Annotated in this window: 10 protein-coding genes; 8 read left to right on the top strand and 2 right to left on the bottom strand. The window is 60.5% G+C overall.

Annotated features, from left to right (window positions below):
• The first annotated feature begins 358 nt into the window (after nucleotides 1-358).
• The 5 genes from CQ012_RS11675 (at nucleotide 359) to CQ012_RS11695 (ending at nucleotide 5,844) form a co-directional block, all read left to right on the top strand.
• On the top strand, nucleotides 359-1,567 hold the full coding sequence (locus CQ012_RS11675) for a Gfo/Idh/MocA family protein (protein WP_105662244.1): 1,209 nt from the start codon (nucleotides 359-361) through the stop codon (nucleotides 1,565-1,567).
• A 5-nt stretch (nucleotides 1,568-1,572) separates the two neighbouring features.
• Entirely contained in the window at nucleotides 1,573-2,586 is a 1,014-nt protein-coding gene (locus tag CQ012_RS11680) for a LacI family DNA-binding transcriptional regulator (protein WP_105662245.1), read from the top strand.
• 209 nt (nucleotides 2,587-2,795) lie between these two features.
• Nucleotides 2,796-3,791: a substrate-binding domain-containing protein gene (locus CQ012_RS11685; RefSeq protein WP_105662246.1), complete on the top strand. Its 996-nt coding sequence runs from the start codon at nucleotides 2,796-2,798 to the stop codon at nucleotides 3,789-3,791.
• Nucleotides 3,792-3,866: 75 nt separating this feature from the next.
• Entirely contained in the window at nucleotides 3,867-4,931 is a 1,065-nt protein-coding gene (locus tag CQ012_RS11690) for an ABC transporter permease (RefSeq protein WP_105656533.1), read from the top strand.
• Between the two features lie 19 nt (nucleotides 4,932-4,950).
• Entirely contained in the window at nucleotides 4,951-5,844 is an 894-nt protein-coding gene (locus CQ012_RS11695) for an ATP-binding cassette domain-containing protein (protein ID WP_105662247.1), read from the top strand.
• A 69-nt stretch (nucleotides 5,845-5,913) separates the two neighbouring features.
• Here the strand turns inward: CQ012_RS11695 and CQ012_RS11700 are convergent, their stop codons facing one another.
• Nucleotides 5,914-6,915, bottom strand: coding sequence for a Gfo/Idh/MocA family protein (locus CQ012_RS11700; protein WP_105662248.1), 1,002 nt, complete (start codon nucleotides 6,913-6,915; stop codon nucleotides 5,914-5,916).
• Between the two features lie 28 nt (nucleotides 6,916-6,943).
• Nucleotides 6,944-7,828, bottom strand: coding sequence for a sugar phosphate isomerase/epimerase family protein (locus tag CQ012_RS11705; RefSeq protein ID WP_105662249.1), 885 nt, complete (start codon nucleotides 7,826-7,828; stop codon nucleotides 6,944-6,946).
• A 307-nt stretch (nucleotides 7,829-8,135) separates the two neighbouring features.
• On the opposite strand from CQ012_RS11705, the gene CQ012_RS11710 reads away from it, so the two are divergent.
• The 3 genes from CQ012_RS11710 to CQ012_RS11720 all read left to right on the top strand — a co-directional run bounded on the left by CQ012_RS11710 (nucleotide 8,136) and on the right by CQ012_RS11720 (nucleotide 11,724).
• Nucleotides 8,136-9,197: a LacI family DNA-binding transcriptional regulator gene (locus tag CQ012_RS11710; protein WP_105656529.1), complete on the top strand. Its 1,062-nt coding sequence runs from the start codon at nucleotides 8,136-8,138 to the stop codon at nucleotides 9,195-9,197.
• Between the two features lie 161 nt (nucleotides 9,198-9,358).
• On the top strand, nucleotides 9,359-10,972 hold the full coding sequence (locus CQ012_RS11715; protein ID WP_105662250.1) for a xylulokinase: 1,614 nt from the start codon (nucleotides 9,359-9,361) through the stop codon (nucleotides 10,970-10,972).
• A gap of 35 nt (nucleotides 10,973-11,007) precedes the next feature.
• Nucleotides 11,008-11,724, top strand: a complete 717-nt coding sequence (locus CQ012_RS11720) for an L-ribulose-5-phosphate 4-epimerase (RefSeq protein ID WP_105662251.1) — start codon at nucleotides 11,008-11,010, stop codon at nucleotides 11,722-11,724.
• The last annotated feature ends 4 nt before the right edge of the window (nucleotides 11,725-11,728 follow it).

The raw sequence follows: 11,728 nt of genomic DNA on the forward strand, positions 1-11,728 counted from the left end.
TTGCTCCTTGCCGGCGACTTTGTCATGATATGTCGCTTTGACAGGACAAACTATATATGAAAGTTCACGATTTGGGCATCCTTTGGCTGGAACTCCATTCATTCCAAAGCATTCTCCACGCTAGTTGGTGATCCCCAGCGGCGTTGCCAACTGCGGGGTTTGAGTCAGACATGCGGTCCGACAAGGGGGATTGGACAACAGGTTTGATTGTCCAATTGTCCTGATAAAAAATTCGGCAGATTCCATTGCCCGAGGATTCCAGTGGCACATATGGTTTTTTGGAACGGTCCAAGACCTGAGGCGAGCCACGGCGGCCACAGGGAATCACGGCGTTAAACGCCGCAGGCAGGAGAACATCATGAATGAACAGCGCAGCATCGGCGTGGGGCTGATCTCGGTGGGTTGGATGGGCAAGCTGCACGCTCGCGCCTACAGTTCGGTGCCCTATGCTTATCCAGAGCTGGGCATCAAGCCAAGACTGGTCATAGCCGCGGACACCGAACAGTCGCGAGTCGACTTCGCGATCTCGACACTGGGCTTCGAGCGCGGAACACTGGACTACCACCAGGTGCTAGCCGATCCCGAGGTGGATGTCGTCTCGATTTGCGCTCCGAATTTCCTGCACGCCGACATGGCGATCGCCGCAGCAGAGGCCGGCAAGCACTTCTGGATCGAAAAGCCCGCCGGCCGAAGCCTGGCCGAAACGCAGGCTATCGAGCAAGCCGCCATCCGCAATGGCGTGGTCACCTCGGTCGGGTTCAACTACCGGCATGCGCCAGCTATCGCACGCGCCCGCCAGCTGGTGCAAGAAGGCCGGCTGGGATCCATCACGAATGTCCGCGCCAGCTTCCTTGCCGGATATGCGGCAGACCCCCGGGCCGCTCTGTCGTGGCGCTTCAACCGGGAGCTGGCCGGCAGCGGGGTGCTTGCTGACCTGTTCAGCCATGCAGCTGATCTATGCAGCCATGTTGTCGGCCCCATCCAGGGCATTTCCGCATCTACCAATGTCATGATCCCGTCCCGGCCGAAACTATCCATGGGCCAGGGCACGCACTTCGACCTGATCCAAGGCGGTGAGCAAGGTGAAGTCGAGAATGAGGATTACGCCGCAGCGTTGGTGCGTTTCAGCCCAGAAGGCGTGGCGGACCGCGCGATCGGAACTATCGAGGCATCCCGGGTGGCTGTGGGACCGCAGTGCGGTTACCGGCTGGAAATCTACGGCACGGAAGGTTCGGTCAAGTGGGATTTTGAACGCATGAATGAACTGGAAGTCGTGCTCGGTCGAGACAATGAAGAACAGGGATTCACGACGGTGATCGGCTCGCCAAAGCATGGCGAATACTCCCGGTTCCAGCCAGGCCCAGGGAACGCGATGGGCTTTGACGACCTCAAGACCATCGAGGCCAAGAAGTTCCTGCTGGCTGTCGCCGGTGGCGAGAAAACGAACTCCACCATCGCCGATGCGGTGGCGGCAGCCGCAGTGGTCGAAGCGGCCGAAGCATCTGCCGCAAGCGGCACGTGGCAGGCGCTGGATGAGCCGGTGCGCGCTGCGAGTGTGCAATACTGACCGCCATGCCTGACTCGTCGCGCCGCCGCCCCACGATCCGGGACGTCGCCAAGCATGCCGGGGTCTCAAAATCCTTGGTCTCTCTGGTGCTCTCGGATCCTAGCAAGGTCAGTTCGATGCGGCGTTCGCTGGTCGAGGACTCCATCCGCGAGTTGGGCTATCAGCCCAACCTGGCAGCGCGCTCGCTTTCGGCCGAGAACCGGCATGCCATTGGCGTCGTCCTGGGGGAACTGCATAATCCCTGGGTTCTGAGCGTCGCGGAAGTGGTGCGCGAACAGTTGCAAGCAGCAGGGCTTGACGTGCTGTTCAGTGCGGCCGCGATCCACGACGGGCAGGGCGTTGGGCCCGCGGAACTGCAGACCTTGCGCGATTTGCGGGTCAGCGGAATCCTCGTCGTCGGATCAGCCGATGACGCAGTCAGCTTCGAAGCCGCCTTGGGTGAGACTCCCGCTGTATTTGTTGGCGGCGGGCGCCAGGCCCAATCAGGCACTGGCGCGGTTTCGGTTAATGATGAGCAGGGCTTCGGTTTGGTGATTGACCACTTGGTCGATTGCGGAAATGCGCGGATTACCCATATAGCCGGTGGCGCTGGTCCGGTTTCTGCGACGCGCGAAGCTGCCTATCATCGGGCGATGCTGCGCCATGGCTTGCGCCAGCATGTACAGGTGGTGGAAGCCGGGCCAACGATTCAGGCCGGGCATGAAGCCGTAGCGCGGTTGCTGGCCTCGGGGGCACGGCCTGAATCGCTGGCTTGTTTCAATGATCTTTCCGCCATTGGGGCGCTGCAGGCTCTGGATGAGGCTGGCGTGTCTGCGGCGGTGACTGGCTACGACAATATTTCCCTATCGTCGCTGGGAAGAATTTCGCTGACCAGCATCGGCTCGGATTCGGAAGATCTCGGTCGCAGCAGCGTGCGGCTGCTGCTCCAATTGATGCGGAATCCGGAAGGAAAATTTGCACGTCAGTTGATGATTCCACCGCGGCTTATCGTGCGCTCCTCGTCGCAGCTGCACCGTTGAACCCTGTGAAAGCGGCGTTTCGCCGTGCTTGTCAAGGTCGGCAAATTACTCGTCTTCACATCCTTATGTCTTAACAAAGTCTTGACGGATCGCTTTTCGTCACGCACACTTTAGGCATCTTGTGATTCAAGTCACGGAACATCTTGTTAAGGCGGCCCGCCCCAGGGGACAATCGGGGTGCGCCGGGGATTCCTGAAGGGGAAACGAATATGGGAAAGCCAATTTGGCGCAAACTCGCGATCACGCTCGCCATCATTCCAGCATTGGGGCTGGCGGCTTGCTCGTCCACTGGCGGGCGTGCACCGGAACCGGAAAGCAATGCCGGTGGCGGTGCGGTGGCGGCTACTGACCGCATCAAAATCGCGGTCATCACCCACGCGGCTCCAGGAGATACCTTCTGGGACATTCTTAGAAAGGGCGCTGAAGAAGCTTCGGCCAAGGACAACGTAGAACTCCAGTATCTGAGTGATCCTGATGGCGGACGCCAGTCCCAGCTGATCGAGCAGGCTATCGACCAGGGCGTCGACGGCATCGCCGTGACCCTGGCCAAGCCCGACGCCATGGCTGGAGCGCTAGGCAAGGCTGCCGATGCCGGGATCCCCATTGTCAGCTTGAATGCCGGTGAAGCCCGATTCAAGGATCTCGGAGCATTTGCCCACTTCGGTTCCAATGAGCAGCTTGCAGGCCAGGCCGCTGGCGAAAAGCTGAAGGAGGCTGGAATCAAGAAGCCGATATGCGTCATCCAGGAACAGGGGCACGTTGGGCTTGAAGCACGTTGCGCCGGCGTGAAGAAAATCGTCCCAGACACCGAAATACTCTACGTGCAGGGCACTGACATGACCCAGGTTGAATCAACGGCAACCGCAAAGCTCCAAGCCGATAAGCAAGCCGACGCGATCATCGGCCTGGGCGCACCCATCACGATGACACTGCTCAAGGCTAAAGCCACGGCGAAGTCCGAGGTCGAGGTAGCTTCCTTCGACATGAACTCGCAGTTGGTTGAAGAAATCACCAAGGGCAATGTGATGTTCACCGTTGACCAGCAGCCTTGGTTGCAGGGCTACATGGCAGTTGATGCGCTGTGGCAGAACAACCGTGGCGGCTTCACCATCGGCGGTGGACAGGCGACGTTGACCGGCCCGGCTGTTGTAGACAAAGCCGTCGCTGAGCAAATTACCAGTTTCGCCCAAGAAGGCGTCCGCTAGCCACATCCCCTCGGCGCGCGCCTGATCTGCCGGTAGCGGCGATCCGGCGCGCAGCCTGGACACGGAGGAAATCCCATGTCATCTATAACAGCTTCACCCTCTCAAAAGAGAAAATCTCCGGCTCTGGACGAGCGCGTCGGCAAGAAAAGCGCATTGTCTATCCTTCTGGGCCGTCCGGAGATCGGTGCTCTCGTGGGCGCCATCGCCCTCTTCGTATTCTTCGCCGTCGTCGCTCCGGTCTTCCTGGCTCCCGCATCCTTGGCCACCGTCCTCTATGGGGCTTCGACCATCGGCATCATGGCCGTTGGCGTGTCACTGCTGATGATCGGTGGCGAGTTCGACCTATCCACCGGTGTGGCCGTCATTTCTTCGGCGCTCAGTGCATCGATGATCTCCTGGTACTTCGGTCTCAACGTCTGGGTCGGCATTGCCTTGGCCCTGGTCGTCTCGCTGCTGATCGGTTTCATCAACGGAATCATCCTGATCAAGACCAAGCTGCCATCCTTCATCGTGACGCTGGCCAGTTTCTTGATGCTCACCGGCCTGAATCTGGGCCTGACGCGAGCCATTGGCGGCTCGGTGTCCTCTCCATCTATTGCGGATATCGAAGGATTCCAGAGCGCAAAGGCGGTCTTTGCCTCTTCAGTCAATATCGCCGGGATCGACGTCAAGATCACCGTGTTCATCTGGATCGCCATGGTGATCATCGCTTCCTGGATCTTGCTCCGAACCAAGATCGGGAACTGGATCTTCGCCGTAGGCGGGGATGAGAAGGCCGCTCGCGCCGTCGGCGTTCCAGTGGTCCGCACCAAGATCGGACTCTTCATGGCCGTTGGATTCTGCGGCTGGGTGCTGGGCATGCACAACCTCTTCGCCTTTGACTCGGTGCAGTCCGGCGAAGGCATCGGCAATGAATTCCTCTACATCATTGCCGCGGTCATCGGCGGCTGCCTGCTCACCGGCGGTTACGGTTCAGCCATTGGCGGCGCTATCGGGGCGTTCATTTTCGGCATGGCGAACAAGGGCATCGTGTACGCGGAATGGAATCCGGACTGGTTCAAGTTCTTCCTTGGCCTGATGCTGCTCTTGGCTACGGTGGTCAACATCGTGGTGAAAAAGCGTGCGGAATCCAGCAAGTAGGAAGCCAAGGACAAAAATCATGAAGACTCGCAAGAATAAGAAGACCGAAGACCTGCTCGAGAAGCTCGAGCCCAAGATCAGCGACAACCTGCTGACCCTCAAGGGAGTTGGCAAGCACTACGGAAGCATCATCGCCCTGCGCGGTGTCGACATGGTGGTGGATCCGGGCAAGGTCACCTGCGTTCTCGGGGATAACGGCGCCGGCAAGTCCACGCTGATCAAGATCATCGCCGGCTTGCACCAGCACGATGAAGGAGAGTTCAGTTTGCATGGCTCGGCCATCAAGCTCAAGAGTCCCCGCGTCGCACTGGATGCCGGCATCGCCGCGGTGTACCAGGACCTGGCGGTCGTTCCTTTGATGCCGATCTGGCGCAACTTCTTCCTCGGCTCGGAACTGACCACCGGGGTTGGGCTGTTCAAGAAGCTTGATGTGCAGAAAATGAAGGACATCACCAAGCAGGAGCTCTCCGACATGGGCATTGATCTGCGTGACGTCGAGCAGCCGATCGGCCAGCTGTCCGGCGGTGAACGCCAGTGCGTAGCCATCGCTCGCGCGGTATATTTCGGAGCCAAGGTCCTGATCCTCGATGAGCCCACCGCCGCCTTGGGCGTCAAACAGTCCGGCGTGGTGCTGCGCTACATCCTCCAGGCGCGCGACCGCGGGTTGGGTGTCATCTTCATTACGCACAACCCGCATCACGCGTATCCGGTAGGGGACTCGTTCCTGTTGCTGAAACGCGGCCGCTCCATCGGGTACTACTCGAAGTCGGAAATCACCGTCGAAGAGCTGACCGCCCAGATGGCCGGTGGCGCTGAACTCGCTGAACTGGCTCATGAGCTTGAACAGCTTGGTGGACATGATGAAGAGCTGGCAGAGGCAGAGGCGGGCGCGAACTCTCAAGCAACAGCCTGACCCAACCGCAACTAAAGCCTGGGCTTCTTCGCGATGGTGAAGAAGCCCAGGCCTTAGCTGTCCCAGTGCTTAGAGCGAGTAGTCAATCATTTCACTATGGCCAGTAGCGATGGAACGCACCGCGGCCTGGGCGATGGCCTGGGATTTGAGCCCCTCACGCAACGTGACAGGTACTTCCCGGTCTTCGTCCAGTGCCTGAACGAAGGCTCCCAAGCTGGCGGCATAGGTTGGCTGGACCCTGTCGAACCAGTTGCCGTGCAGCCCGTGGGATTGCGCGTGCTGCCCTTGGAACAGGCTGACGTGCCCCGAGGGTTGCCGTTCAGATGCGGCCATGGCTTCAGACCCCAGCGCTTCGATGCGTTCGTCATAGCCGTAATTCGTATGGCGCACACAATCTATTTGGGCCATCGCTCCACTAGGGAACTGCAGCGAACTGATCGAAGTGTCCACATCGCCAAATTCCGCAATCTCCGGGACGGCCAGGGCCGAGCCGAAGGCGTGCACCTGCAGGGGATCCTGGCCTGATATCCAGCGTGCCAAATCATAGAAGTGCACGGCCTGATCGCGGAACTGGCCGCCAGAATTTTTCAGGTAAGCCAGTGGTGGCAATGCCGGGCCACGCGAAGTCAACTGGAGCAAAGCCAGATCGCCGATTCGCCCGGAGTGCACGAGCTCCTTGAGCTCTGCGTGAGCGCGATCGAAGCGCCGGTTGAAATTGACCATGGCCTTGATTCCTGAACGTTCAACGTAGGCTACCGTCGCCTTTGCCGTTTCCAAGTCGAGGTCGATTGGCTTTTCGACGAGAGCCGCCAGGCGCGCATCGGCTGCAAGGCGGAGGTTCTGGGCGTGGGAATCCGTTGATGACGCGATGAACACTGCGTCCAGGCCGTCGTTGCCGAAAATCTGGTCGAGCGTTGCTGCTGCCTTGGCGCCATGTCGCGAGGCCAGAGCAGCAGCTCGCTGAGGGTCAATGTCGTAGACCAGTTTAAAGTCGATCTCCGGGTGTGCGGCCAAGTTGTGTGCATGCACCGAGCCGATGAAGCCGGCGCCGATCAGGGCGAATCTTTGCATTGAAGGCACCTCGTGAAGTTGGTTGAAGTCAGGAGACCATGATGTCCAGAAGATTGCGCATGGTGCTGGCAACCTTGTGGAAGTCGTGCTCATTGGCGCGGTCAGAGAACATCTCGGAAACCCACCAGCCGTCATAGCCGGTGGACTTGATCGCGTCCACCCACTGCTGCAATGGGATGGCGCCACCGCCGATGACGACATTGCGGTGCACGTCCTGGGCCGGAACCTCATGGCGCCGATCCAGATCCAACCCGTCGGAAATATGGGCCGCCTTGATCAGTTCCTTGGGCAACGCGGCCACTTCTTCCAAGGTGTCCCCGACGGTCCAGAAATGCCAGGTGTCCAAGGCGATGCCGACGTTCTCGCGACCGCAACGCTCAATAATTTCCAGGGCTTGCCGACACCGATTGATATTCGACCAAGCCAGCGGTTCCAAGTAGATCTCCAGCCCGTGCTCTGCGGCGATCCCGGCGGCAGCAGATACATTATCGGCGGCAATGGCCATGGCCTCCGGTTCCGAGAGGCCGAGTGTCCCGCGGTAGCGATCATCAGATGCTGCGAGTTTTCCGGACTTGAAATCCTTGACCACATTCCAGTCCACTGGCCCGGTGCACATTTGCAGGATCGGTGCGCCGACCACTGTGGCGATTTCGGCCATCCGCCTGACTTCCCGGAGCATGTCATCCCGTGCGGTGCCTTGGCGTTCAAGATCAAGGACTGCGCCGATTCCTGTCACTTCAAGGCCCGTGAGCATTTCTGGAAGCGTGTGCACAGAAAAGCCGGCATCAAGATAGCGATAGAGTTTCGGGCTTTGCAGCTCGATGCCGCCGAATCCGGCCGACCGTGCCGTTGCAATGTCGGTGGCAACATTCCCGTAGAAACTTGTTGTGACATTCATGGACAGTTTTGCCATTGGTCCTCCTTGGCGTGTGGAATGCATGCGTGGAAACGAAATGTACAGTTGTCAGTACAAAGGTGCTTCCAAGATCATATGCCCACTGCTCCCCGGAAAGTAATACGCCCGGGCATATTCTCCATGAGTTTTTTCCGAGCCGCCGCTAGGCTGGTCTGCGAGTGCAGGATACGTCTGTTCATCACCGGTTTTTCAATGGTTCAAGGCGAAAGTGCGTTATATACCTTCAAGGGAATGCAGTAATCCGGCTCGCTGATTGACTGGATATTCGCCCGCGACAGTGGCTGTTTCGAAGGTGTTTGCAATAATGACCGTTGTGAACATTGCTCAGCCCGGTGAAGGGCGCCCAGGAAACCGGCCCCCGTCGATGGCGGATGTGGCGGCCTTGGCTGGGGTGTCCCATCAGACGGTTTCCCGCGTGCTCAACGACCATCCAAACGTCAGGGCGGGAACCCGCGACCAGGTGCTGGATGCCATCCGGCAGCTGGGTTATCGCCGCAACCGAGCCGCGCGGGCACTGGCCACATCGCACTCGAGCACTATCGGCATTCTGACCATCGGCAGCGAATTCTTCGGACCGCAATCCACCGTGCTGGCCATCGAGGCCGCTGCCCGTGCGCAGGGATATTTCGTGACCGTTACCGCACTGGATCGCTATGACGCGCACAGCGCGAGCGAAGCCCTCAGCCACCTGGTGGACCAGGGCGTTGATGGCGTGGTGATGGTTGCGCCCTTCGAAAAGGTGATCGATGCCCTGGATGATGCTGCCCTGACGATTCCAGTGGTGGTCGTGGCCGCTCGCACGGAGGTTCCCGACGCGGATCCGGCGCATTACGTGTACATCGACCAGCGTGAAGGCGCGCGCTTGGCCACTGGTCATCTTCTGGCCCTGGGGCACCGCAAGATCGTCCACGTGTCCGGGCCGACCGGCTGGTTCGACGCCACCGAACGGCAGATCGGCTGGCGGGAAAAAATGCTGGAAGCCAAGGCCCCGATTGTTGAGGTGCCAGCTGAATCCTGGCAGGCCCAGAGCGGCTATGAGGCAGGCCAGCGTCTGGTTGACCCGATACGCGCCGGCGAAGTTACGGCAGTATTCGCAGCGAATGATTACCTTGCCACCGGTGTTCTGCGTGCTTTCTGGGAAGCCGGGCTGGAAGTGCCCAATGACGTTTCGGTTATCGGTTTCGACGACCTGCAAATCTCCAATTTCCTGATCCCTTCGCTGACCACGGTTCGCCAGCCTTTCCGCGATGTCGGCCATGCTGCGCTGATGGAATTGCTGGAAGGCGCCACGGCTGACAGGGTCCCGAAAGTGATTGCGCCAACGCTGGTAATCCGGGCGAGTACCGCACCGCCCAACGCCCGCTAGGCAAGCGCTTCATTCCCCGAGTCCGGGATCCGGTATTGCGGATCACAAATTGTTAGCGCTAACATTGGATCGAGGTTTTGTTCTGCCAGCGCATTTTTCGCGAGTGGAGCAGGAAACGATGGCTATGGCGCTGCTCACCGAGCTGTGCGAACGGAGATTTCATGGCAACACAGCTCAACGGGCCAACCGCCCGCGAGATCATCAGCAACGGCGAAGCCGTGCTGGGCATCGAGTTCGGTTCAACGAATATCAAAGCCAGCCTGATCGGCCCCGGCCACCAGCAGCTTGCCAGCGGCAGCCACGCCTGGGAGAACCAGTACGAAAACAGGAATTGGACCTACTCCCGCGAAGCCATCGTCGCCGGCCTGCAGGACTCTATGGCCCAGGTGCTGGAAGATGCCCAAGAGCGCCACGGAGTACGCCCAACGCAGCTAGGAGCCGTTGGAATCTCCGCGATGATGCATGGCTACCTCGCCTTCGACGCCGACCGGGAACTGCTGGTTCCCTTCCGCACCTGGCGCAACACCTCCACGGCAAAAGCGGCGGCGATGCTCAGCGAGGAACTGGACTTCAATATCCCGCAGCGCTGGTCCGTAGCGCACTACTTCCAAGCGCTGCTCAACGGCGAAGAGCACGTGTCGAAAGTTTCCCGCCTGAACACGCTGGCCGGATTCGTGCATGAGCTTCTCACCGGAAATTTTGTGCTTGGCGTGGGCGATGCCGCGGGAATGTTCCCCATCGATTCAGCCACCGGCAGCTACGATGCACGGATGCTTTCCGCCTTTGACGCGGTGGCTGCCCGGCATGGCGCGACCGCAGGGCTTTCCTCAATGCTGCCCGCGGCACTGCCCGCCGGTGCAGATGCTGGCACGCTTAGCGAAGCCGGGGTCTTGCTCCTGGACCCCACCGGCCAGCTCCAGCCTGGCAGCCCGCTGTGCCCACCGGAAGGAGACGCCGGAACCGGCATGGTGGCTACCAATTCGGTAGCCCAGCGCACCGGCAACATCTCCGCCGGAACCTCCATTTTCGCGATGGTGGTCCTCGACGCGCCGCTCAAGGAAGTGCACCACGAAATCGACGTGGTCACCACGCCCGATGGGCATCCGGTAGCCATGGTCCACTGCAATAACGGCGCCAGCGAATTTGCCGCCTGGGCCCAGGTCTTCGGGCAGTTCGCCCGGGCGCTGGGCAGCGACGCCGACGACAACGCGGTCTTCGAAACCCTGCTGCGTTCGGCCCTTCAGGGTGCTGCCGATGGTGCGGGGCTCCTGGCCTACAACAATCTTTCCGGCGAACCGGTAGCGGGTCTTGCCGAAGGCCGTCCGGCCATCCTGCGCACCCCGGACTCCACGCTGAACCTGCCCAACTTCGTGCGTGTTCAGGTGTACGCCATGTTCGCCACGCTGAGCCTCGGACTGCGCGTGCTGGCCGCCGAAGGCGTCGAGGTCAAGCAGATGTTTGCCCATGGCGGCATCTTCCGCACCGCCGGGGTGGCCCAACGGCTGCTGGCCGCTGCGATCAACACTCCCGTCCTTGTCGGGGACAGCGCCGGACACGGAGGTGCATGGGGCATCGCCGTCCTGGCAGCGTACCGGCGCCGAGTCCTCGATGGCCTGCAGCAGTCCCTGCCTGAATTCCTGGATTCCGAAGTCTTCGCCGGTGCCGCTTTGAGCCTCGCGGAGCCGCAGGCCGATGACCGTGCCGGCTTCGAGGCCTACCTGGAAACCTATGAAGCCGGCCTGGCCATTCAGCGCACCGCCATTACCGCCATCTAGGCATCGCACACAGTTTCGGACGAAAAGAGAAACCGATGAATCAACCACGAATCCTGGCGGATTACCCGCAGTCAATGCAGGACGAGGTGGCCACGGTCCGCCAGATTGTTGCCGACCTGCACGCCGAATTGCCGCGCTATGAGCTGGTGGTCTGGACTGCCGGCAACGTGTCGCAGCGCGTGCGCCACCCGGAAATCGCCGACGGCTCCGCGGACCTGTTCGTGATCAAGCCATCGGGCGTCGCCTACGACGAGCTGACCGCGCAGTCCATGGTGGTCTGCACCTTGGACGGCAAGCTGCTCGATGGCACCCGCGCCCCGTCCTCGGACACCGCGGCCCATGCCTACACCTACGAGCACATGCCGCAGGTGGGCGGCGTGGTGCATACCCACTCCACCTACGCCACCGCATGGGCGGCGCGCGGCGAGGAAATTCCCTGCGTGCTGACCATGATGGCCGACGAATTCGGCGGCCCGATCCCGGTAGGCCCCTTCGCCATCATTGGCGATGATTCGATTGGCCGCGGCATCGTGTCCACGCTGAGCGAGTCCCGCAGCCCGGCCGTGCTGATGCGCAACCACGGTCCTTTCACGATCGGAAAGGACGCCAAGGCCGCAGTCAAAGCCGCGGTGATGTGCGAGGAAGTGGCACGAACCGTGCACATCTCGCGCCAGCTAGGCAACCCGGTCGCGATCGACCAGAAGCATATCGACTCGCTCTACGAGCGCTACCAGAACGTCTACGGACAGTAAGGAC

Origin of the sequence: Arthrobacter sp. MYb214 (assembly GCF_002979865.1) — a bacterium.
Classification (GTDB): Bacteria; Actinomycetota; Actinomycetes; order Actinomycetales; family Micrococcaceae; genus Glutamicibacter.

What these genes read in the sequence shown, in the direction of transcription:
- CQ012_RS11720 (WP_105662251.1), top strand. Translation starts at nt 11,008, where the DNA reads ATGAATCAACCACGAATCCTGGCGGATTACCCGCAGTCAATGCAGGAC.
- CQ012_RS11710 (WP_105656529.1), top strand. Translation starts at nt 8,136, where the DNA reads ATGACCGTTGTGAACATTGCTCAGCCCGGTGAAGGGCGCCCAGGAAAC.
- CQ012_RS11700 (WP_105662248.1), bottom strand. Translation starts at nt 6,915, where the DNA reads ATGCAAAGATTCGCCCTGATCGGCGCCGGCTTCATCGGCTCGGTGCAT.
- CQ012_RS11715 (WP_105662250.1), top strand. Translation starts at nt 9,359, where the DNA reads ATGGCAACACAGCTCAACGGGCCAACCGCCCGCGAGATCATCAGCAAC.
- CQ012_RS11690 (WP_105656533.1), top strand. Translation starts at nt 3,867, where the DNA reads ATGTCATCTATAACAGCTTCACCCTCTCAAAAGAGAAAATCTCCGGCT.
- CQ012_RS11680 (WP_105662245.1), top strand. Translation starts at nt 1,573, where the DNA reads ATGCCTGACTCGTCGCGCCGCCGCCCCACGATCCGGGACGTCGCCAAG.
- CQ012_RS11675 (WP_105662244.1), top strand. Translation starts at nt 359, where the DNA reads ATGAATGAACAGCGCAGCATCGGCGTGGGGCTGATCTCGGTGGGTTGG.
- CQ012_RS11685 (WP_105662246.1), top strand. Translation starts at nt 2,796, where the DNA reads ATGGGAAAGCCAATTTGGCGCAAACTCGCGATCACGCTCGCCATCATT.
- CQ012_RS11705 (WP_105662249.1), bottom strand. Translation starts at nt 7,828, where the DNA reads ATGGCAAAACTGTCCATGAATGTCACAACAAGTTTCTACGGGAATGTT.
- CQ012_RS11695 (WP_105662247.1), top strand. Translation starts at nt 4,951, where the DNA reads ATGAAGACTCGCAAGAATAAGAAGACCGAAGACCTGCTCGAGAAGCTC.